This is a genomic window from Streptomyces sp. NBC_00859 (assembly GCF_045161865.1).
Classification (GTDB): Bacteria; Actinomycetota; Actinomycetes; order Streptomycetales; family Streptomycetaceae; genus Streptomyces.
The window spans coordinates 1,576,825-1,598,810 of sequence record NZ_CP108826.1; the positions used below are offsets into that span (position 1 = coordinate 1,576,825).

Below are 21,986 nucleotides of genomic sequence, written 5' to 3' on the forward strand. Positions count from 1 at the left end.
GGCGGGTTCGATTCCGGGCCCGTCCGGTGTGACCTTCGACGCTCCCGCCCCAAGGACTGGGCAGCATGGTTACCCGTGGGTAGCATGGCCTTGCGCGGCGCGCCCCGGCGCGCCCGCAGCAGCAGTGCCATCCCGCACCCTGGAGGAGAGCCATCGTGCCTCGTACCATCCGGGACGTCGTCTTCGTCGACGGCGTCCGCACCCCGTTCGGCAAGGCGGGCCCGAAGGGCATTTACCACGAGACCCGGGCCGACGATCTCGTCGTGAAGGCGATCCGGGAGCTGCTGCGCCGCAACCCGGATCTCGACCCGGCGAAGATCGACGAGGTGGCCATCGCGGCGACCACGCAGATCGGCGACCAGGGCCTGACCCTCGGGCGCACCGCGGGCATCCTGGCCGGGCTGCCGCAGTCCGTACCCGGATTCTCCGTGGACCGCATGTGCGCGGGCGCGATGACCGCCGTGACGGCGACCGCGGGATCGATCGCCTTCGGCGCGTACGACATCGTCCTCGCGGGCGGCGTCGAGCACATGGGACGCCACCCCATGGGTGAGGGCGTCGACCCGAACCCCCGGTTCGTATCCGAGAAGCTGGTCGACGAGTCGGCCCTCTTCATGGGCATGACCGCGGAGAACCTGCACGACCGGTACCCCACGATCACCAAGCAGCGCACCGACGAGTACGCGGTCCGCTCACAGGAGAAGGCCGCCAAGGCGTACGCCAACGGCAAGATCCAGCAGGACCTGGTGCCCGTCTCGGTGCGTCGCACCAACCCCGAGGCCGGCGAGACCGGCTGGGGCCTGGCCACCGCCGACGAGCCGATGCGCCCCGGCACCAGCCTGGAGTCGCTCGCCGGTCTCAAGACGCCGTTCCGCGCGCACGGCCGGGTCACCGCCGGTAACGCCGCCGGGCTCAACGACGGCGCCACCGCCTCGCTGCTCGCCTCCGAGGAGACCGCGCGCGAGCTCGGGCTGCCGGTCAAGATGCGCCTGGTGTCGTACGCGTACGCCGGCGTCGAGCCCGAGGTCATGGGGTACGGCCCGATCCCGTCGACCGAGAAGGCACTCGCCAAGGCGGGTCTTTCCATCGACGACATCGGGCTCTTCGAGATCAACGAGGCCTTCGCCGTCCAGGTGCTCGCCTTCCTCGAGCACTACGGCATCGCCGACGACGACGCGCGCGTCAACCAGTACGGCGGCGCCATCGCCTTCGGCCACCCCCTCGCCTCCTCCGGTGTGCGTCTGATGACGCAGCTGGCGCGGCAGTTCGAGGAGCACCCGCAGGTCCGCTACGGCCTGACCACCATGTGCGTCGGCTTCGGTATGGGCGCCTCGGTCATCTGGGAGAACCCTCACTTCGACACCACAGCCGGAGGCACCAAGTGAGCACCACCACCTCCGATCTCCTGAAGGGCGCGGCCGAGCTGTTCCCCGGCGAGGTCGTCACGCAGGCGCACGTACGCCACCTCGATCTGCCGGGCGGTGCGGGCAGGTTCGCGCTCATCACGCTCGACAACGGGCTCGATCACACCAAGCCGACCACCTTCGGCCCCCAGTCGCTGGCCAACCTCGACGCCGCCATCGACCAGGTCGAGAAGGAGGCGGCCGAGGGCACGGTCGTCGGCATCGGCATCACCGGAAAGCCGTTCATCTTCGCGGTCGGCGCCGACCTCAAGGGTGTCGAGCTGCTGAAGAACCACTCGGACGCGCTCGCCATCGGCAAGGGCGGCCACGATGTCTTCAAGCGGCTGTCCGCGCTGGCCGTCCCCACCTTCGCCTACTACAACGGTGCGGCGATGGGCGGTGGCGTGGAGGTCGGTCTGCACTGCGCCTACCGCACGGTGACCAAGTCGCTGCCCGCCTTCGCTCTCCCCGAGGTCTTCCTCGGCCTGGTGCCCGGCTGGGGCGGCTGCGCGCTGCTCCCGAACCTGATCGGCGCGGACCGTGCGGTCTCGGTCATCATCGAGAACTCGCTGAACCAGAACCGGCAGTTGAAGGGCAAGCAGGTCTACGAGCTCGGGATCGCCGACGCGATCTTCGAGGGTGCGGACTTCCTCGAGCAGTCGCTGATCTGGACCTCCGCGGTCCTGCGCGGCGAGATCGAGGTCGTACGCCCGGAGGTCGACCGCGGCGACGCCTGGGACCAGGCGGTCGAGCGCGGCAGGGCCATCGCCGACTCCAAGGTGCACGGCGCGGCCCCGGCCGCCTACCGCGCGCTGGACATCATCGCCGCCGCCAAGAACGGCGACCTGAACCAGGGCTTCGACTCCGAGGACCAGGCTCTCGCCGACCTGATCATGGGTGGCGAACTGCGCAGCGGCATCTACGCGTTCAACCTGGTCCAGAAGCGCGCCAAGCGCCCGGCCGGCGCCCCGGACAAGAGCCTGGCACGCCCGGTGACCAAGGTCGGCGTCGTCGGCGCCGGTCTGATGGCCTCGCAGCTGGCGCTGCTCTTCCTGCGCCGCCTCGAAGTGCCGGTCGTGCTCACGGACATCGACCAGGAGCGCGTCGACAAGGGTGTGGGCTATGTGCACGCCGAGATCGACAAGCTGCTGCTGAAGTCCCGTATCAACCAGGACAAGGCCAACCGTCTCAAGGCCCTGGTGAGCGGTGTGCTCGACAAGGCCGAGGGCTTCGCGGACGCCGACTTCATCATCGAGGCGGTCTTCGAGGAGATCGGCGTCAAGCAGCAGGTGTTCGCGGAGGTCGAGGCGGTCGCCCCGGCGCACGCGATCCTCGCCACCAACACCTCGTCGCTCTCGGTCTCCGAGATGGCGTCGAAGCTGAAGAACCCCGAGCGGGTCGTCGGTTTCCACTTCTTCAACCCGGTCGCGATCCTGCCGCTCCTGGAGATCGTGCGCGGCGAGCAGACCGACGACGCCTCGCTGGCCACGGCGTTCGGTGTCGCGCGGAAGCTGAAGAAGACCGCGGTGCTGGTGAAGGACGCCCCGGCGTTCGTCGTCAACCGCATCCTCACCCGCTTCATGGGCGAGATCCAGAACGTCATCGACGAGGGCACCCCGGTCGAGGTCGCCGAGAAGGCCGTGGAACCGCTCGGCCTTCCGATGTCCCCGCTGGTGCTGCTCGAACTGGTCGGCCCGGCCATCGGACTGCATGTCTCCGAGACCCTGCACCGTGCCTTCCCCGAGCGCTTCACCGTCTCGGAGAACCTGGCCGCCGTCGTCAAGGCGGGCAAGCGCGGCTTCTACGTCTACGAGTCAGGCAAGCCCGAGCTGGACCCGGAGGTCGCGGCCCTCCTCAAGCAGGGCACGTCGGTGCTCTCCGAGGAGCAGACCCGCGACCGTGTCCTGGACGCGGTCGCGCAGGAGATCGGTCTGATGCTGGACGAGGGCGTCGTCGCCGAGGCCCAGGACATCGACCTCTGCCTGATCACCGGCGCCGGCTGGCCCTTCCACCTGGGCGGCATCACGCCGTACCTGGACCGTGAGGGAGTGTCGCAGCGGGTGAACGGCAAGCCGTTCCTCGCGCAGGGCGTGGCGAGCGTTCCCGCCTGACCCGGCTCTCGCCGTCGCGAGACCGTAGCTGTGTGCCCGTCCCGGCGAGACCGGGGCGGGCACTCGCAGTCGAGGGCGGGCCGCGTCGATGTGACAAAATGACCTTTTCCCGGTTCGTGGGAATGGGAGTCGAGTATCTGCCGCGCGGCGGACGCTGGGGAGCAATACGGTTCGTGGAACGGCAGCGGAATTACTCACGCAGGACCGCGCTGTGGGCGGGTGTGTCGGCGGCGGCCGCGGCCGGTGGGCTGGCCGGCGGCCAGTGGTACGCGGACCATCGGTCCGACCGGGACGGCACGTCCGAACCGGTGGACACCTCGCAGATCCTGGCCCCCACCCCGTTGCACCAGACCACGGTGCCCCAGTCGTTCGCCTTCGACGACAGTCAGGGCGACATCTACGCAGTGCAGCTGGTCCAGGGCGGGGTCCGGCTGCCCGGCGAGCCGCGCCGGCTGACGAGTACGGAACGGGACAGGCGCGGCGATCTCTGTGTGACGCGGCTGTCCGCAGGCGGGCGGACCCGCGGTCATATGTTCCTCCGCGGGTTCGGCCACGGCGTCTCCCTCGGCGTCGAGCCGTCCGCGGCCGGCGCACTGCTGTGGACGGAGTCGCAGGCCCACCCGGAGACCGGGTACGGCCAGGCCATCACCCGGTTCGCCTTCCGGGACGGCGCTGTGCTCGACAGCGGCCACCCCGGCTTGCGGCACCACCGCCCGGTGCCCGGCTCAGTGGCCAACCAGCCCAGCGTCGACATGGCCGCGCGGCGGGTGATGGTGAGCTACTGGACGGTCCCGGCGTACGGGGAACGGCAGCAGTGGTACGCGGTGTACGACATGGACAGCTTCCTCGCGGGCCGCTACGAGCCGCTCCACGCGGCGCGCCAGCGGGGACGCGGGGCGGACGAGACGTTCCAGGGGTGCGTCCTGCACGGAGACCGGGTGTACCAGCTCGCGGGCAACGCGTACACATCGGTGTCCGGCACCAACCCGGCCGATTCCGGGGGCAATACCCGTGTCACCGCGGTCGACCTGCGCGGCGGCGCCGCCCCGGCCCCGCGACGGATCACCTCCGGGGCGGGCCTCGCCTACCGGGAGCCGGAAGGGCTCGCCGTCACGCTGGCGGGCCGGCCCCGGCTCTGTGTGGGCTTCGCGACCGGCGGCTCGCGGGCCAGGATGCTGGCGGTCCACTCGTGCGGCCGGGTGTGAGGGCCTCGTACCGAACGGCCGTCACTGCGGCAGCGGGCGTCTCGCGGAGACCTCGGCGGTGAGGTTCCCGGCCTTCGTGGCGTAAAGGTGGCAGACCGTCTCCAGACCGGACGCATCGGCCCGGCCGACCACGACACCCTGCCGCGTCCGGTCGGTGACCGTCTCGGCGCGGGTCCCGCCGAGCCGCACCTCCTTGCTCACGCCCTGGTAGGAGACGTGCAGGAACAGGTCCCAGAGCCCGGGTGCGACGGGCTGGAAGCCGTCGGCCGCCGACAGGTCGAGCCTCGCTTCGAACCCGGCCTGTGCGCGGTCGGCGCGGGTGGCGGCGTCGAGCTTGGGGCTGGGCGTGGAGTAGACGCGGAAGCGGTACTCGGCGCCGCTCGCCCGCTCGCGCAGGACCACTCGGACGGCCGGGTCGCGGGTGGACAGGTGCTCGATGTAGCAGTGGCCTTCCACCCTGAGCACGGTGTCCGACCAACTCAGCCGGGTCAGCCGGTGCTTGGCCCGCAGGGTGTGGGTGACCTCGAAGTACGCGTCGGGCAGGCCTACTCCGGGGTCCCTGAAGAAGGGATACCGGCGGAAGGCGCGCCCCTCCTCCACGAACAGGGCGGCTTTCTCCTTGCCCTGCTCGAACGCGATCATCCGCTCGGCCTCGGCGAACCGGCCCCGGCGGATCAGCTCCAGGCGCGCCGAGAGCGGCCGGGGCAGCTTCCCGAACACCTCGGGGCCCGCGTGGAGGTCCAGCAGCCCACTGCATTCGGTGAGCGAGGCCCGGCGCAACTCATGGTCCTCGCAGGCCAGATAAGCGGCCCCGGTGGCCTTGCCGAGTTCCAGCTCGAAGTGGCGGGCGAGCAACTGGTCCCGCAGGGGACCCGGCTGCACCCGTTCCGTGACGAGCGACACCATCCGGCGGGTGAGCGCCATCCGGTCGGCGAGGGAACCGCTGAACCGGGAGGTGTTCACCCCGGGGACCCGGCGGGCCTGCTCGACGCAGACCTGGTCGGCGACGACCGAGATCCGGTCCGCGTACAGGTAGGCCAGCGCGGTGAACGCCTGGTCGTCGCCGAGGGACCAGTCCTCCGGGAAGCGCAGCCCGCAGCGGTCGACCAGCGAGCGGCGGAACAGCTTGTCGGCGCTCAGTGACCAGTACACCCGCGAGGTGGCGACCTCGGCGTCGGCCGCGCTCCGGGTGAACATGGACGTGCCGACCTTCTGTCCGTCCAGGCCCGCCACCTTGCCGAGGACGACATCGGCGTCGTTCTCGTCGGCCGCCAGCACCATGCTCCTCAGCGCGCCGGGAGCCAGCCGGTCCGTACCACTGAGGAAAAGGAGAAAACGGCCGGCCGACTGCTCGATGCCCGCGTTGCGCGCCTGCGCCGGGGTGTCCGAAGCAGCGGGCGCGGATGAACACTTCAGCGCCGGGTGGCGGGCCGCCCACTGCTGGAGCGTCTCACGGGTGCCGTCCTGGGAGCCGCGGTCGAAGACCAGCACTTCCACCACGAAGTTGTCATCGCCCTGGGCAAGCACCGATTCGAGGCAGGGCCCGATCTGGCCCACGGAGTCGGCCACTTCGACGACCACACTGACGTCGGGCTGTTCCTTGGGAAGGAGGGACACGGGGTTCACGACGCTGATCACCAGACTTCATTGCGTTCGGGGTTGGCGCGAGCGGGGTGGGGCTCAGCCGGGGGGCGTTGCGCCCTCGTGCGGCCAGGGCAGCGGACCGTGGATCTTCGGCTGGGTCCATTGCGCGTGTGCGGTGGTACCGGCCCCGTTGAAACCGGGCGGGGTCAGCAGCCCCGGGGTTTCGGAGAGATCACCGATGTGGATGACCACCCGGCCCTCGGCCCGCTCCCCCGACGGCGCCCGCACGGCGTACTGGAAGTAGTCGTAGCCGGCGGCCCCCGGGCCCGCCTGGAAGGCCAGGACGCCCTCGTGGGTGACGGTCACCTGACCGGAGCGCGGCTGCGTGTGTCCCACCACGACGGTGCCCTGCGGCAGGCCGTCCCGTACGTCGACCAGCGCGGCCGCGTACCCGGGCGCGGGTACGTTCAGGGCGCGGCCGGGGGCGGAGAAGCGCCTGATCCGCACCCCCTCGTCGGCCAGCGGTTCGGTGCGCAGCAGCTTGCGGGGGTCGCGGCCGGGGATGGCGGCTGCGATCGCCGGGCGCAGCACGTGCTCCGTGGTGTCCTGGCGGATCTGCAGTGTCAGGACCGCGGTCCCGGCCCCCGCGCCGTCGGCGCGGGCCCGGTAGTGCCGCAGCAGCGATGAGTACTCGGCGCCGTGGACCGCCACCACGTCCGCGGCCCCGGCGAAGGAGTCCTCCGCCAGATAACCGTAGGCATGTCCGATGCCGGGGCCCGCCTGGACCGTCAGCGCGATCCGGACGGTCTGCCCGGGAGCGAGGGAGGTACGGGGATGCGCCTCGCAGTGGACGGCCGCCGAGGTCGCGCTGTCCGGGAAACCGGGTTCCTGGATGCGGACCACGCCCAGCAGATACGTCACTGTCCGGCTCCGATCCGCGCCGCGTCGGGCACCCGCGCCACGCGCTCCTTGGTCAGCCGGTCGAACGTCGCGATGTCCAGCCAGCCCATCTCGTCGGTGGTGAAGTCGGACCGGTCGAGGCCGTGCACCCAGGACGCGGGGACGATCCCCTGGTCGCGCAGGGCACGGACGATGAACCGCGCGCATTCCACCGCCGCCTCGGCGCGGAGATGGGTGTCGTCCGCCCCCTTCAGATTGGCGACGGGTTTCTCGTACGGCCTCAGATGCGCGAAGACCTCCCTGGCGGCGTCGCTGCCGAGCTCCTCCCACCACGCCAGGCTCTGGGCGTAGAGGTCGACGAGCGGTACGGACAGCTCCTCGGCGACCTCCCGCATGGCCATCGGATAGGTGCGGAGAAAGCGCCGCACATTGCCGTACGCGTCGAACTTGCGGCGCTCGTGGGTGAGTACGAGGACGGGGTGCGCCTGTGCCTCCCTGGTCAGGTGCACCATCTGCCGGAGGTATTTCTGATACTCGTCGAAGGGCTCGGTGTGCAGACCCTTCTCCGGCTCCCAGTCGACCTGGCCGAAAGTGATGACGACGTAGTCGCCCGGGGCGGCCCGGTCAAGGATCCACTGGAAGCGGCCACGGTCGTAGAAGCTCTTGGAACTCGCCTTCGCGCGTGCGCAGTTCACGACCTCGACCGCGGAGGTGAGGAACAGCGGGAGCGTCTGCCCCCAGCCGGCCATCGGAAGGTAGTCGACCGATCGCGTCACCACCGTGGAATCCCCCGTGACGAACATCCGTCTGCGCGGCATTTCCTGCCCGTACATCGCCGTACCCTCCATCGGATCGTGTCCACCGCCCACAGGTCAGAAGTACTGTTCCATCGGTTCCTGCGGCCCCAGCTGCTGCCCGATCCACCCGGTCTGCTGCACGGGCACGGGGGTGTACATGGGCGCGCCCGGTACCGCCGCGGCCCCCTGTGTGAACGGGTTGGCCAGGATCGGCTCCGCGCTGACCCCGGCCGGGAATTCCGTGATGCCACGGGCGAACAGCGCGTTCACCGCGTCGTTGAACCGGACCATGGAGTCGCCGTCGCCGAGCAGATAGCGCTTGAGGTGCTCCCGGTGCCCGGCCAGCCGGTCGCGGCCGCCGGAGCGTGCGGCGTCCACACACAAGCCGAGCTCCTCGCACGAAGGACCGAGGATGTACGCGGCGGACGCCGCCGGGTTCAGTTGCTTGAAGAGCTCGGGGTCCGAGTCGGACGGGTTCGATACGGCGTACGGCTTCTCACTGGCCACGAAGTCGGACACGACGCTGGAGATGTCGCTGATCAGCATGTCCGCTTCGTTGAAGCAGCTGTAGAGGGACGGCAGTTGCCCGGTGACCACCTGGTGGCGCTCACCGCCGCCGGCGGTCCAGAAAGTCTCGTGCCACTGGGTCTGCAGCTCCTCCCAGGTCTCCTTCGGCGGCCGGGCGAGCATGGACCTGTCCTTGTGCCAGAGGCCGTAGACGCCCACCACGGTCCATGCCTTCAGCCTGGCCATCCGGGCTTCCAGACCGGCCAGCCGCTTGTCGCCGTCCGCCGGCGTGGCGCGGGAACCCCGGCCGTCCCTGGTGCGGTCGCGTTTTTCGTTGTCCGCCTCCAGGAGCGCCACGATGCGCCGGTGCACCCTGGTCGCGTCGGCCGACCGCTTGCCCGTCAGAGGGTGCGGCTTGTAGAGGATCCGGACCGGTTCCTGCTGGTTCAGCAGCATCCTGATGAGCTTCTCGCCCATCAGGATGAGCGAGGTGTGGAACGGATCGGCCGTCCACCCCTCCCAGGTCGGCGCGTACAGCACGGTGGTCATCCGGCCGGCCGGGCGGGCCGAGACCGACTCGACCGCGCTGAGCTGCGGCCGGCCCACGGACACGATGGCGGAATCCGGGATCGTGCCGCGCAGCCTCTGGTAGCGGTCCTCGCCCCCCTGGCCCGCCGTCCATATCTCGTCGTAGACCTTGCTCACCCGGTTACTGCTGGCCAGCTTGTCGCTGTCGCCGTGTCCGAGGAAGACGTGCTTGGCCTCGGCCACCCGCAGCATGTGGACGTTCTTGCCCGCGTTCGCCGGATAGAGGATCACCCGGACCTCGGGAAGTTCGAGCAGGCTGAGGTCATCGGCCTTGGGGAGGCAGACGACCGGCAGCGAGGTGTAAGCGAGGAAGCGCAGCGTGGTGACCTCGCGCAGAACGATCAACGGCCGCCTGCCGAGCCGGGAGAGCGTGTCCAGCCACATGTTGACCTGGTAGGCGGAGTCACGCGCGCCGGCCGCGTAGGTGAAGTAGAGGACGACCTCGGGACGGTACTTGGCGACCTGCTTGTTCAGGATGCGGAAGGTGCGCTCATGGCTGGGCACCCGGCGGCACTGTTTGACGGTCGGCAGCAGGAGCAGCATGCCGAGAACGGCGACGGTCACCGCCAGCGCACCGCCGAGGACGCTGAAACCGATCACATGCGTGGCACGGGAGGCGAGGGCGCCGGCGATGACCGCGCTGTCCAGGTGGAGCAGTTTCCGCTCGTAGGACCGGAAGGCGATCGGGGACGGCGGCTCCGGCATCTTCAGGGCGCTGAGATCGAGGTTGCGCACGCGTACCGGGAGCGCACGACGCCGCTTGATGAACATGCAGAGGAAGGTGTACAGCAGGCGCAGGGAATGCACGGCAGCGAAGCCGAGGAAGACCACCGTGAAGATGTCGCGGTCGGCCCCGGCGGTGTCCCGCAGCAGCACAAGCACACCGAGTTCCCGCGTCAGGACGCGGATACTCAGGCCCCACTTGAGTTTGCCGAGGAAGCGGATCAGATCGGGTTCGACGCGGTGCAGATAGAAGTCGGTCGCGTAGCTGAGAACCAGGGCCGCGGCGAAGGCCCAGAGAGAGCCGAAGGCGCCGGAGACCAGCATGCCGAGGTAGCTCGCCAGCAGCAGGAACAGCACAAGGACGTTCTTGCCCTTGGCTATCTCGGCATGGCGGATCAGTGCCGCAATCAATCTCGTCCTCTTCTCATCTGGTCGAACGCACACCCGGACACGCCATCTCCCCCCAGGGCATGCGTACGCGACAAGCGCGAACGCGGAAGCGGCACCGCAGCGTCAGCAAAGCTTCAGGAGATCCACCCAAAACCTTCACCTGAACTTTACCTGGAGTCAGGATAGTACCCGTAAGAACGTTACGGACAAGTCACAGCACGTGACTCACCGGCAGCCCCGGCGCGGGTCCGAGCACTGCCCGGCCTCCCCGATCAGGGCACGACTATTCCCAAAGACCCAGGTCCAGGCCCTGGCCGCCGGACATCCGGCGTGTGACGGCGAGGCGTGCGTCCGGGTCCAGCGTAGCGATCGCCAGATGGCCGTGCCGGTCCCGGACCAGCGCCGGCGGAACCAGGCAACGCTGCTCGGTACCCGACCACCAGACACCGGAATCGGGTCTTCCGTCGACATGGAACCCGACCAGGCAGTACCCGTGCACGTCGGTGGAGACCAGCACGGTGCAGGCCCATCCCCCGATGTCGACACCGGTCACCCCGGTGACCTTTCCCACAGCGTCGGAGCTGTGCAGCGCATAGGGGCCGGGGGCGTTCCACTGCCACTGGCAGAGCTCGCCCGTCCCCGCGTACCGGTAGCGCAGCGCACCGCTCTCGGGCGCGGGCGCCAGAGTGTCCGCAGCGGCGTGGACGTTCGGCCCGGTGTCCTCGGTCCAGACGCCGTCGCGCCCCGCCCGGCTCCAGCGCGCCGCCCCGGGGAAGTCCCGCAGCCGGGCGAAGAGCTCCACCCGGCCGTCCGGCACCCGGAGAGCCACCAGCTCGTCAGCGGTTTTCGTGCCGCGCAGATGCTGCCATGACGACCACGAGCCGCTGGGCTTCTCGTGGCGGGTGTTCACCGTGTGCTCGTCATTGCGGATGAAGACGTGGAGCGTCCCGTCGTCGTCGAACGCGGCCACCGGGAAACCGACATGGCGGCCCCGCTCCGGTTCGGCGCGGTGCGGGTTGCCGAGCGAGTGCCACGGTCCGGCCGGGCGCCCCGTCTGGTACTGCGTCGCGCACACGACGTCGACGGTGACCGCGCCACCGGGACCTTCGGTGCGCCGCAGGCCGATGAGCCGCACATAGCCGTCCGGCCCCTGGACCACGGTCAGGCCCGGCAACAGGCCCGGGGCGCCCAGCCGTTCGGGGGCCGACCAGCCGCCGGCCGGGCCTTCGGTCCAGCGCAGCACCGCACCGGCCGTGGGCAGATAGGCGGAGAGACGGCCGTCGTTCCCCCGGATCAGCCAGCCGGCCGGCTGCGGGTAGCGGGGGCGGAGCGCTGAGCCGGTCGCGTCGGGCAGCGCCGGGTCCCGGCAGTCGACGAAGAGCGGCTGCCGGCTCTCGCGCTGGTAGGCGTCGGCCGCCCGGAGAGCGGCGCGCGCGGCGGCGGTGCGGCGCTGCTCGGCGACCGGGTCCCCCGGGGGAGCTCCGGACGGGGTGTCGGGCCCCGTGGTGATGACCACCGCCGGCCTTACGGAGCGGAGTTCGGCCAGGAGCACCTGCGCCCCCTCGTCGCGCCCGGCGAGGACACGGAGCTCACCACAGACCCGACGGCCGCGACCTGCGACATCGGACACGGCCCGCTCGAACATCTGCCGTTCCTGCGGTCCCCCGCCGTCGAGACAGACCACGGTGACCTCGCCGGGGCCGGCCGTGCCCGCGAGCAGAACAGCCGCGTCGGCGGGCGTGGCCGCGACGAGCAGGGCGGTGCCAGTCCCCCCTCCCAGCCCGGCGAGAGGCGCCGCGGCCTGCTCGTCCCGACGCCCGTACTGCTCGGCGCCGGGTCCGGGTCCGGGTCCGGTTGATGCCACCATCGCGCTGTCGCTCCCTTCCGCCGCGGAGTCCGCGGCCCCTTCCCTTTGAGGCCTGTCGGATGGCGGCTGCCCGATCGAAGGCCACCGACAGGCCCTTAGGGGTCCTTGCACTATGTCCGCCCGGATCGCGGTGCCAGGCCACGCGACCTCACCGGACGCCCATAACGCAAGGACCCCTTACGCACACCAGCACGATAGACGCACACATTTGCCTATATGCTCTGGTGCCAATCGAAAGCGGCTGCGCCGACGCCCCCCATTTATTTGCGCTTTCGCACTCGCCGACCGCCAGTCCCCCCATGCCAGACGCGGTCGTCACTCCGTCACAACCGCCGATTACCGGGATCAGAGGACGACTACGGCATGACTCAGGCCACCAGCAACCCGCCCCGCTCACGCAAGGCACCCCGGCAGCGCCGCCGCGGGCGCCGGCTCCGCATCGTTCTGCTCGTACTCCTGGTACTGCTGCTCGCTGCGGGCGGAACCGCCTGGTGGTTGTACAGCAACCTGAACGGCAACATCAAGGGCGTCGACATCAACAAGTCGCTCGGCAAGGACCGCCCCGAGAAACTGCCGACCACCGGGCAGAATCTGCTGGTCCTGGGTTCCGACTCACGTGACGGCGAGAACGGGAGGATCGCCGGCGGCAACGTGAGCGGGGCCCGCTCGGACACCGCGCTGGTGATCCACGTGCCCGAGGGGCGGAGCAGGGCCACCGCGATCAGCATCCCGCGCGACACCCTGGTGACCAGGCCCGAGTGCGCCAAGTCGGACGGCTCGTCGATGCCGGCCGCGAACCGGGTCATGTTCAACTCGGTCTACTCGCAGGTCGGTCCGGCCTGCGTGGTGAAGACCGTGGAGAAGATGTCCCAGGTACGGATCGATCACTACATGGAGATCGACTTCGCCGGGTTCAAGGGGCTCGTGGACGCGATAGGGGGCGTGACCGTCGATGTCCCGCAGGACATTCACGACGGGGCCAGCGGCCTCAACCTCAAGGCGGGCCCGCAGAAGCTGAACGGCACCCAGTCGCTGGAGTTCGTACGGACCCGGCACGGCATAGGCGACGGCAGTGACCTGGGCCGGATCGGACTCCAGCAGCAGTTCCTGCTCGACCTCCTCAGCGAGGTCCAGAAGCAGGACCTGCTGAGCAGCCCCACCAAGACGTACAAGATCGCCAACTCGGCGACCAAGTCGCTGACCACCGACTCGGATCTGGCGTCGCTCACCTCGCTGGCGCAGTTCGCCCGCAGCATGAAGGGCGTCAACCCGGACACCATGGAGACGATCATGCTCCCGGTGGCGTACGACAAGGCCGATCCCAACCGTGTGGTGGCGGCCGAGCCGCAGGCCACGCAGTTGTGGAAGGCCATCCGCACCGGCTCGGAGATCCCCGCGTCGGCGAAGAAGTCCCCGGCACACGGCGGTTGACCTGCTCCGGCTGACCGCGTACGGGGCGATCCCCGTACGGGTGGGGCCCGTTCCCCGGGCCGTACCGGTCGACCGGGCCGGTCACCGGCCGCGGGGAAGCGTCCGCCGCGTACCGCAGGGCCGGATTCTCAGGCCCGGGTCCATGCCGCCAGCGCGAGCCCCGGTTCCGCCTTCTGGCGTGCGACCCGCAGCGTGCCGTCCTCCGCGATCGAGGCGAGCACCACCCGGCCCTGCGCGTCCACGGCCAGCGCGGGCGCACCCAGTGAGGGCTCACCGGTCTCCGTCCACCACAGGCCGTCCGCCTCTCCCTCGGTGGGGCAGGCGGCGATGGCGGGACGGCCGCTCCTGGCGCGGTGGGCGAGGACCGTGCAGTCGTGTCCCTCTATGGGGGTCCGCAGTACCGCCACCGGCCCGCCGTCCGGCGCGCCGCCCAGGGCGAGGGCATCGGCGCCCGTGCGGTGCGCGGTCACCCCGGTGTTCCCGGGGGCACAGCCGAAGTAGGTGGCGCGGCCGTCCGCTGTACACAGGCCCGTCAGGGAACCGGCGACGGCCGGGACGGCGAACGGTTCCGCCTCGGCGAAATCGCCGCCGGGCTCCTCCTGGTCCCAGCGCGACAGCTGCTTCTCCGCCGGTGCCAGCAGTTCGACGCGGCCCTGGAGGGCGACGGCCGCGGGCAGTGCGTCCGTGAGGTGACTGCCCTTCAGGTCCTTCCACCCCTCCCACTTGCCGGACTTGGCCTGTCTGCGCAGGCTTACGCCCCGGCCGGCGTTGCGCACGAAGACATGGACCCGGCCTTCCGCGCAGACCACGGCCGCAGGGACGCCGATCCCGCGGCCCCGCTGCTCGTCCTTGTGCGGGTTGCCGAGCGAGTGCCAGGGACCGAACGGACGGCCCGTCTGGTACTGCGTCGCGTGCATCAGTTCGACACCCCGGGCGGTGCTGCGCCGGGTGATCAGATGGATGTAGGCGTCCGGGCCCTGCGCCAGGGTGGCATGGGTGAGACCGGGGGCCTCGATGAATTCCGGCCCCGTCCAGTCGGGCCCGCCGGGCTGCTGTTCGGTCCAGCGCAGCAGGCCGGCGTCGGCCGGGGCGTACGCGCTGAGCCTGCCGTCACTTCCCCGCAGCAGCCAGCAGCTCGTGGCCGGGCCTGCGGCCTGTGCGGAACGCGACGACATGGCTGGCTGCCAGCCTTCCCTCAACCGGTCATACGGTACCGCTGAGAATAACATTCCAGCTGGTGAGAGCGGTGGGTGCCCGAGCGGCCCGGCGCTCGGGCACCGGGAGCGCCTACTGGTCCACGCGCTGCGACATCCGGCTGTGCCGCCGCCCGTACCAGACGTACACGACGGCGCCGATGACCATCCAGATACCGAACCGGATCCAGGTCTCGGTCGGCAGGTTCAGCATCAGCCAGAACGAGGCCAGTGCCGAGAGGACCGGCACCAGCGGGACCAGCGGGGTCCGGAAGGCGCGCGGCAGATCGGGGCGCTTCTTGCGCAGGATGATGACTCCGACAGCTACCAGGATGAACGCGAACAGCGTCCCGATATTGACCAGCTCGGCGAGTTCGCTGATCGAGGTGAAGCCCGCCACCAGCGCGACGATCAGGCCGAGCAGGATCGTGGACCGGTACGGCGTACCGAACTTGGGGTGTACCCGTGAGAAGACCTTCGGCAGGAGTCCGTCACGGCTCATGGCGAAGAAGACCCGGCTCTGGCCGAGCAGCAGGATCATACAGACCGAGGTGAGGCCGACGGCCGCACCGAAGCTGATCACACCCGCCCAGAAGGGATGTCCGACGGACTTGAACGCGTCGGCGAGCGGGGCGTCCGTGGAGAGCTGGGTGTACTTCTGCATACCGGTGACGACGATCGAGACCGCCACGTACAGCACGGTGCAGACCACCAGGGAGCCGAGGATGCCGCGCGGCACGTCACGCTGCGGGTTACGGGTCTCCTCGGCCGCCGTGGCGACGATGTCGAAGCCGATGAAGGCGAAGAACACGACAGCGGCCGCGGTGAAGATGCCCATCACGCCGAACGACCCCGGGGCGAATCCGAACAGCACCTGTACGAGCGGAGACTTCAGGTCACTGCCGCCCGACGCGTGCACCACGTGCGGGATGAAGGGGTGGTAGTTCGACCCCGTGATGTAGAAGGCGCCCACGATGATCACCAGCAGGACGACGGTGACCTTGACGGCGACGATGATGGTGGTCACGCGGGAGGACAGCTTCATCCCCAGGACCAGAATCCCCGTCAGCACCAGGACGAGGATGGCTGCCAGCAGGTCGAACCCGAACTTTCCGTCCTGTGTCCCGGAAAGGGCCTGCGGCAGGCTCAGCCCGGCCGTGTCCATCAGCGAACGGATGTATCCGGACCAGCCGACGGCCACCACGGCGCAGCCCAGGGCGAGTTCGAGGACCAGGTCCCAGCCGATGATCCAGGCCGGCAGCTCCCCCAGGGTCGCGTACGAGAAGGTGTAGGCGGAGCCGGCGACCGGCACGGTCGAAGCGAACTCGGCGTAACAGAGCGCCGCGAGGGCACAGACCACACCGGCCACCACGAAGGCCAGCGCCACGGAGGGCCCCGCGGTCTGCTTGGCGATCAGCCCGGTCAGTACGAAGATCCCGGTGCCGATGACGACCCCGATGCCGAAGACCGTCAGATCCAGTGCGGACAGGGATTTCTTGAGCGCGTGCTCGGGTTCCTCCGTGTCCCGGATCGACTGCTCCACGGATTTCGTCCGGAAGAGACTGGTGCTCACGGGTTTACCTCCACGCTTGTAGTCCCTCGCCATGATTGGAGCGCGTGTCCCCCATGTACCCCTCGGCGTGGACCTTTCACACGAATGAGCCGGCGGGACCACCCGTACAGGTAGCCCCGCCGGCTCGTCCGGCGCCGCGCTGTCGTGCGCGGGTGTGGCGTGGGTCAGTCGCGGGCGGGCTCGGCCGACGTGGCCGATTCGCTCTCGTACCTGCCGTCGATCTTCGAGACGAGGCCGGTGACCTGGCGTGCGATGTCCGGCGCGGTCAGCCCGATCTCGGACAGGATCTCCTTGCGGGACGCGTGGTCGAGGAAGCGCGGCGGGATACCGAAGTCCCGCAGCGGTACGTCGACGCCGGCGTCACGGAGCGCCTGGGCCACGGCTGAACCGACGCCCCCGGCGCGGCTGTTGTCCTCGACCGTGACGACCACCCGGTGCTGCTCGGCGAGCGGGGCGAGGGCCTCGTCGACCGGCTTGACCCAGCGCGGGTCGACGACGGTCGTCGTGATGCCCTGCTTGTTGAGCAGCTCGGCGATCTCCAGGCACATCGGGGCGAGTGCGCCGACGGAGACGAGCAGGACGTCGGGCGCGTCGGTGCCAGCTTCGCGCAGCACGTCCATCCCGCCGACCCGGCCCACGGCGGGTACGGCAGGCCCGACCACGCCCTTCGAGTAGCGCACCACGGTCGGCGCGTCGTCGACCTGAACGGCCTCGCGCAGCTGGGCGCGCACCTGCTCGGCGTCGCGCGGGGCAGCGATGCGCAGCGTCGGGACGCACTGGAGGATGGACATGTCCCACATGCCGTTGTGCGAGGCACCGTCGTCGCCGGTGACCCCGGCCCGGTCCAGGACGAAGGTGACACCGCACTTGTGCAGCGCCACATCCATCAGGAGCTGGTCGAAGGCGCGGTTGAGGAAGGTCGCGTAGACGGCGAAGACGGGGTGGAGGCCGCCCGTGGCCAGCCCGGCGGCGGAGACCGCGGCGTGCTGCTCGGCGATCCCGACGTCGTAGACCCGGCCGGGGAACTCCTTCGCGAACTTGGTCAGGCCGACGGGCTGGAGCATGGCAGCCGTGATGGCGACGATGTCCTCGCGCTCGCGGCCCAGCTTGACCATCTCGTCGCCGAAGACCGAGGTCCAGCTGGCGGCGGCGGTCTTGATCGGCAGACCGGTGTCCGGGTGGATGGGGCCGATGCCGTGGAAGTGGTCGGCCTCGTCCTGCTCGGCGGGCTGGTATCCGCGGCCCTTCTCGGTGAGGCAGTGCACGATGACGGGTCCGCCGAAGCCCTTGGCGCGCTCCAGGGCGGACTCCAGGGCCTCGATGTCGTGGCCGTCGATCGGGCCGACGTACTTCAGGCCGAGGTCCTCGAACATGCCCTGCGGGGCGATGAAGTCCTTGAGCCCCTTCTTCGCGCCGTGCAGGGTCTCGTACAGCGGCTTGCCGACCACCGGTGTGCGGCCCAGGAGGTCCTTGCCGCGCGCCAGGAACCGCTCGTACCCGTCGGTCGTACGGAGCGTGGCGAGGTGGTTGGCCATACCGCCGATGGTGGGCGCGTAGGAGCGCTCGTTGTCGTTCACGACGATGACGAGCGGGCGGTCCTTGGCGTCGGCGATGTTGTTCAGCGCCTCCCAGGCCATACCGCCTGTGAGCGCGCCGTCACCGATCACGGCGACGACGTGGTCGTCCTTCTTGAGGACCTGGTTGGCCTTGGCGAGGCCGTCGGCCCAGCCCAGCACCGTCGAGGCGTGCGAGTTCTCGATGACGTCGTGGTCGGACTCGGCGCGCGAGGGGTAGCCGGAGAGGCCGCCCTTGGTACGCAGCTTCCCGAAGTCCTGGCGGCCGGTGAGCAGCTTGTGCACGTAGCTCTGGTGACCGGTGTCGAAGAGGACCCGGTCCTTCGGTGAGTCGAAGACGCGGTGCAGGGCGATGGTCAGCTCGACGACACCCAGATTCGGGCCGAGATGGCCACCGGTCTTGGACACGGCGTCGACGAGGAAGGTCCGGATCTCCCCGGCCAGCTGTTCCAGCTGCTCCGGGCCCAGCCTGTCCAGATCGCGCGGTCCCCTGATGCGGGTCAGCAGCGGCACCCGTGCCTCCTTGCGTTCGAACTGTGATCGAGCCTTGCCGGGTCTGTCGAGTCTAATGTTCCATCCGGCGCAGTCGTCATCGGGCGGTGCGTTGTACATCACCCGTTCGGCGTAGGGCCCCTTGCATCATGAGCGCGCGACCCGGGCGGGCGCAGTGCAGGGATCCCTTACGGGCGCGCTTGCCGGACGCGCGGGAGCCCGGCGCGGGAGGGCTTCCCGGCCGGGCGTCCGATGTGCGGGGGTGCGGCTGCGCGGTCAGGCGCGGCCCGCGGACTTCTGGGTCTTGCGGGTCACGGCGTCGATCACGACCGTGGCGAGCAGGACTCCACCGGTGATCATGTACTGGATGGGCGAGGCGATGCCTTCCAGCGACAGGCCGTACTGGATCGAGATGATCACGAGTACACCGAGCAGCGCGTTCCAGGTGCGGCCCCGGCCTCCGAAGAGGCTGGTGCCACCGATGACGGCCGCGGCGATGGCGTTCATCAGCAGGTCGCCACTGCCGGCGCCCTGGTTGGCTGTGGCGATCTTGGAGGCCAGGAAGAGGCCGCCGACCGCGGCGAACGTACCGGCGATGGAGAAGACCGAGACCCGGATCAGCGTGACGTTGATACCGGCCCTGCGCGACGCCTCGACGCTGCCGCCGAGCGCGAAGACCTTGCGGCCGTACGTGGTGCGGCGGAGCAGGAAGTCGGTGCCGATCAGCACGACCAGGAAGATCAGGACGGCGAGCGGCATGCCCTTGTACTGGTTGTACATGTACGCGACAGCGAAGGCCACGACCGCGAGCACGCCGGTGCGCAGCAGGATCTCGCTGAGCGGCCGGGACGGGACGCCCGCGGCCTCACGGCGCCGTGCGTCCACGAACGAGGTGAGGAAGAAGATCACCACACCGACCAGCGCGATGCCGTAGGCCACTGCCACGTCGGCGAAGTAGTAGCCGGTCATGTTGGCGATCGGGCCGTCACCGGGCAGGTTGATCGTTCCGTTGTCGCCGAGGATCTGGAGCATGAAGCCGTTCCAGAACAGCAGACCTGCCAGGGTCACGGCGAACGCGGGAACGCCGATACGGGCGAAGAAGAAACCGTGGATCGCGCCGGCGACCGTGCCGGTGAGGATGGCGAGCACCAGGGCCAGCCACTGGTTCATCCCGTGTGTGACGTTCAGCACCGCGAAGGCGGCACTGGCCACACCGCTCACCGAGCCGACCGAGAGGTCGATCTCGCCGAGCAGCAGGACGAAGACGATTCCGACGGCGATCATGCCCGTACCGACCATGGTGACGGAGATGTCGGTCAGGTTGCCCGCGGTGAGGAAGCGCGAATTCAGGCTCTGGAAGACCGCGGCGATGACGATCAGGCCGACGACGACCGGGATGGAGCCGAGCTCACCGGCGCGTATCTTGCGCTTGAACTCGGACAGGTAGCCGGCGAAGCCCTGTTCGCGGACCAGCAGCCGGGGGTCGACCGCGGTCACCGCTTCGGCGGCCGGAGCGGGGGCGTCCACCGGGTCGGGCGCGGTGGAAGTCTTGTCCATGCTCACTTCTGAACCTCCACACCGCGCGACGCACGACGGGTCACAGCGTTGTCCGTGGCGCCGGTGATGGCGGCGATGATCTCTTCCTGCGAGGTGCTCTTCACGTCGAAGACACCGTTGTTGCGGCCGAGCCTGAGCACCGCGACCTTGTCGGCCACGGCCTTGACGTCGGCCATGTTGTGGCTGATCAGCAGGACCGCGTGACCGCGCTCGCGGAGCCGCTCGACGAGGTCGAGCACCTGCGCTGTCTGCTCCACACCGAGGGCCGCCGTCGGCTCGTCGAGGATGACGAGCTGGGGCTCACCGAGCATGGAACGCGCGATGGCCACGGTCTGGCGCTGTCCGCCGGAGAGCGAGGCGATCGGGATGCGCACGCTGGGTATGCGGATCGAGAGCGTGGTCAGCAGCTCGCGGGAGCGGCGCTCCATCTCGACCTCGTCGAGGATGCCGCGCTTGCGCAGCTCCCGGCCGAGGTAGAGGTTGCCGACGACGTCGATGTTGTCGCAGAGCGAGAGGTCCTGGTACACCGTCGCGATGCCCAGGTTCTGCGCGTCGTGCGGCTTGTTGATCTGGACTGCCTTGCCTTCCCACTCGATGACACCGTCATCGATGGGGTGCACGCCTGCGATCGTCTTGACCAGCGTGGACTTTCCGGCTCCGTTGTCGCCGACCAGGGCGAGCACTTCACCGCCGTAGGCCTCAAGCTCCACATCGGTGAGCGCCTGAACGGCACCGAATCGCTTGGAGACCCCACGCAACGCCAGCACGGGCGTAGCGGACACTTGAACCATCTCCTTCGCCGCCTGACCGGCGGGGATACCACGCTGCCATGAGAGCGCGGTGGCTGAGCGGGGGTGTACCGTCCGGCGCCCCGCCCCGGTAGCGGGACGTTGAGGTGGGGCGGGGCGCCGGACGGGCTTCAGTGGTGCGTAACTCCCTTGCGGGGCAGGGGTGTTACTTCAGACCGATCTTGTCGCACGCGGCCTTGTAGGCCGGGGTGCAGATGTCGCTGACCGTGTAGATGCCGTCCTTGATGACGGTGTCCTTGATGTTGGCCTTGGTCAGGGAGTAGACCGGGAAGATCACGGAGGGGATGCCCTTCGTGGTGGCGCTGTCGACCTTGGTCTTGACGATCGAGTCGAGCTTCTGGCCCTTGGCGAGCGCCACAGCCATCTCGGCCGCGACCGGGCCCTCCCTGAGGTACGGCTTGTAGACGCTCATGTACTGCGTACCGGCCACGATGCGCTGCACACCGGCGAGTTCGGCGTCCTGGCCGGTGACCGGCGGGAGCGGGCTGATACCGGCGGACTTGAGGGCGGTGATGACACCGCCGGCCATGCCGTCGTTGGCGGAGAGGACGCCGATGACGTTCTTCTTGCCGATGGCGGTGATCGCACCGTCCATGTTGGAGTTGGCGTTCTCCGGCTTCCACTCCTTGGTGTCGTACTCCTTGCCGATGTTCACCTTGCCGTCGAGGACGGAGTGAGCGCCCTTCTTGTAGTCGGCGGCGTTCGGGTCGGTGGAGGAGCCGTTCATCATGACGATCTTGCCGGACTTGGCCTTGGAGCCGAGCGCCTTCAGCAGGGCGGTGCCCTGCGTCTTGCCGACGGTCTGGTTGTCGAAGGAGACGTACGAGTCGATCGGGCCCGTGGCGAGGCGGTCGAAGGCGACGACGGGGATACCGGCGTCCTTGGCCTTCTTGACCGAGGCGGCTATCGACTTGGCGTCGACGGCGTCCACGATGATGGCGTCCACCCGGTTGGTGACCATGGTGTCCATCTGCTGGCTCTGCTGCGACGCGTCCTGCTTGGCATTGACGTAAGTGATCTTGCCCTTGCCGTGCGTCAGCTCCTTGACCTTCTTCTCGATCAGGGGCTTGTCGAACTTCTCGTACCGCGCGGTCTGGTTCTCCGGCAGGAGCAGACCGATGTTGAGGGCGTCGCCCTTCTTGGCGGAGGACGCCTTGTCCTTGCTTCCGTCGGAGTCCTTGGCACTGCCACAGGCAGCGAGAGAGACAGCCATCGCGGTGGCGGCCACGGCCACGGCGGCACGACGCATCTGCGTATTCACTTCAGAAACCTCCCTGACGAG

15 protein-coding genes are annotated in these 21,986 nt (G+C 69.4%); 4 read left to right on the forward strand and 11 right to left on the reverse strand.

Translation table 11 applies throughout. The features are described 5' to 3' along the window. The first annotated feature begins 155 nt into the window (after positions 1–155). The 3 genes from OG584_RS06660 to OG584_RS06670 all read left to right on the forward strand — a co-directional run bounded on the left by OG584_RS06660 (position 156) and on the right by OG584_RS06670 (position 4,719). Complete coding sequence (locus tag OG584_RS06660; protein WP_405776003.1) at positions 156–1,385, forward strand: thiolase family protein; 1,230 nt, start codon at positions 156–158, stop codon at positions 1,383–1,385. Beyond that, a complete protein-coding gene (locus tag OG584_RS06665; protein ID WP_405776005.1) occupies positions 1,382–3,514 on the forward strand; it encodes a 3-hydroxyacyl-CoA dehydrogenase NAD-binding domain-containing protein in 2,133 nt (710 codons plus the stop codon). Before OG584_RS06660 ends, OG584_RS06665 begins: the two co-directional genes overlap by 4 nt. Positions 3,515–3,612: 98 nt before the next feature. Continuing rightward, positions 3,613–4,719 carry a signaling protein gene (locus OG584_RS06670; protein WP_405776007.1) on the forward strand — a complete coding sequence of 369 codons (1,107 nt, stop codon included), beginning with the start codon at positions 3,613–3,615 and terminating at the stop codon, positions 4,717–4,719. Between the two features lie 21 nt (positions 4,720–4,740). Here OG584_RS06670 and OG584_RS06675 read toward each other — a convergent pair whose 3' ends face one another. The 5 genes from OG584_RS06675 to OG584_RS06695 all read right to left on the reverse strand — a co-directional run bounded on the left by OG584_RS06675 (position 4,741) and on the right by OG584_RS06695 (position 12,075). After that, the gene (locus tag OG584_RS06675; RefSeq protein ID WP_405776009.1) at positions 4,741–6,357 is read right to left on the reverse strand and encodes a glycosyltransferase family 2 protein; all 1,617 of its coding nucleotides are present in this window, start codon (positions 6,355–6,357) and stop codon (positions 4,741–4,743) included. Positions 6,358–6,399: 42 nt separating this feature from the next. Beyond that, positions 6,400–7,224 carry a hypothetical protein gene (locus OG584_RS06680; RefSeq protein WP_405776011.1) on the reverse strand — a complete coding sequence of 275 codons (825 nt, stop codon included), beginning with the start codon at positions 7,222–7,224 and terminating at the stop codon, positions 6,400–6,402. After that, positions 7,221–8,036 (reverse strand): rhamnogalacturonan acetylesterase, encoded by an 816-nt coding sequence (locus tag OG584_RS06685; RefSeq protein WP_405776013.1) that lies wholly within the window; start codon positions 8,034–8,036, stop codon positions 7,221–7,223. The genes OG584_RS06680 and OG584_RS06685 overlap by 4 nt, the downstream gene beginning before the upstream one ends. Before the next feature lie 39 nt (positions 8,037–8,075). Further along, positions 8,076–10,229 carry a hypothetical protein gene (locus OG584_RS06690; RefSeq protein ID WP_405776015.1) on the reverse strand — a complete coding sequence of 718 codons (2,154 nt, stop codon included), beginning with the start codon at positions 10,227–10,229 and terminating at the stop codon, positions 8,076–8,078. A gap of 262 nt (positions 10,230–10,491) precedes the next feature. Then, positions 10,492–12,075: a hypothetical protein gene (locus OG584_RS06695; protein WP_405776017.1), complete on the reverse strand. Its 1,584-nt coding sequence runs from the start codon at positions 12,073–12,075 to the stop codon at positions 10,492–10,494. A gap of 363 nt (positions 12,076–12,438) precedes the next feature. Here OG584_RS06695 and OG584_RS06700 point away from each other — a divergent pair, with 363 nt between their 5' ends. Then, entirely contained in the window at positions 12,439–13,506 is a 1,068-nt protein-coding gene (locus OG584_RS06700; RefSeq protein WP_405776019.1) for an LCP family protein, read from the forward strand. A gap of 128 nt (positions 13,507–13,634) precedes the next feature. Here OG584_RS06700 and OG584_RS06705 read toward each other — a convergent pair whose 3' ends face one another. The 6 genes from OG584_RS06705 to OG584_RS06730 all read right to left on the reverse strand — a co-directional run bounded on the left by OG584_RS06705 (position 13,635) and on the right by OG584_RS06730 (position 21,953). After that, positions 13,635–14,681, reverse strand: coding sequence for a hypothetical protein (locus OG584_RS06705; protein WP_405776021.1), 1,047 nt, complete (start codon positions 14,679–14,681; stop codon positions 13,635–13,637). 112 nt (positions 14,682–14,793) lie between these two features. Then, positions 14,794–16,305 carry an amino acid permease gene (locus OG584_RS06710; protein ID WP_405776023.1) on the reverse strand — a complete coding sequence of 504 codons (1,512 nt, stop codon included), beginning with the start codon at positions 16,303–16,305 and terminating at the stop codon, positions 14,794–14,796. A gap of 131 nt (positions 16,306–16,436) precedes the next feature. After that, the gene (gene dxs, locus OG584_RS06715; RefSeq protein ID WP_405776025.1) at positions 16,437–18,359 is read right to left on the reverse strand and encodes a 1-deoxy-D-xylulose-5-phosphate synthase; all 1,923 of its coding nucleotides are present in this window, start codon (positions 18,357–18,359) and stop codon (positions 16,437–16,439) included. A 255-nt stretch (positions 18,360–18,614) separates the two neighbouring features. Continuing rightward, positions 18,615–19,901 carry a sugar ABC transporter permease gene (locus tag OG584_RS06720; RefSeq protein WP_405776027.1) on the reverse strand — a complete coding sequence of 429 codons (1,287 nt, stop codon included), beginning with the start codon at positions 19,899–19,901 and terminating at the stop codon, positions 18,615–18,617. Then, positions 19,898–20,686, reverse strand: a complete 789-nt coding sequence (locus tag OG584_RS06725) for an ATP-binding cassette domain-containing protein (protein ID WP_356830350.1) — start codon at positions 20,684–20,686, stop codon at positions 19,898–19,900. Before OG584_RS06725 ends, OG584_RS06720 begins: the two co-directional genes overlap by 4 nt. Positions 20,687–20,849: 163 nt before the next feature. Beyond that, on the reverse strand, positions 20,850–21,953 hold the full coding sequence (locus OG584_RS06730; RefSeq protein ID WP_405783906.1) for a sugar ABC transporter substrate-binding protein: 1,104 nt from the start codon (positions 21,951–21,953) through the stop codon (positions 20,850–20,852). Between the last annotated feature and the right edge of the window lie 33 nt (positions 21,954–21,986).

What these genes read in the sequence shown, in the direction of transcription:
- OG584_RS06670 (WP_405776007.1), top strand. Translation starts at nt 3,613, where the DNA reads ATGACCTTTTCCCGGTTCGTGGGAATGGGAGTCGAGTATCTGCCGCGC.
- OG584_RS06685 (WP_405776013.1), bottom strand. Translation starts at nt 8,036, where the DNA reads ATGTACGGGCAGGAAATGCCGCGCAGACGGATGTTCGTCACGGGGGAT.
- OG584_RS06695 (WP_405776017.1), bottom strand. Translation starts at nt 12,075, where the DNA reads ATGGTGGCATCAACCGGACCCGGACCCGGACCCGGCGCCGAGCAGTAC.
- OG584_RS06700 (WP_405776019.1), top strand. Translation starts at nt 12,439, where the DNA reads ATGACTCAGGCCACCAGCAACCCGCCCCGCTCACGCAAGGCACCCCGG.
- OG584_RS06705 (WP_405776021.1), bottom strand. Translation starts at nt 14,681, where the DNA reads ATGTCGTCGCGTTCCGCACAGGCCGCAGGCCCGGCCACGAGCTGCTGG.
- OG584_RS06710 (WP_405776023.1), bottom strand. Translation starts at nt 16,305, where the DNA reads ATGGCGAGGGACTACAAGCGTGGAGGTAAACCCGTGAGCACCAGTCTC.
- OG584_RS06725 (WP_356830350.1), bottom strand. Translation starts at nt 20,686, where the DNA reads ATGGTTCAAGTGTCCGCTACGCCCGTGCTGGCGTTGCGTGGGGTCTCC.
- OG584_RS06730 (WP_405783906.1), bottom strand. Translation starts at nt 21,953, where the DNA reads ATGCGTCGTGCCGCCGTGGCCGTGGCCGCCACCGCGATGGCTGTCTCT.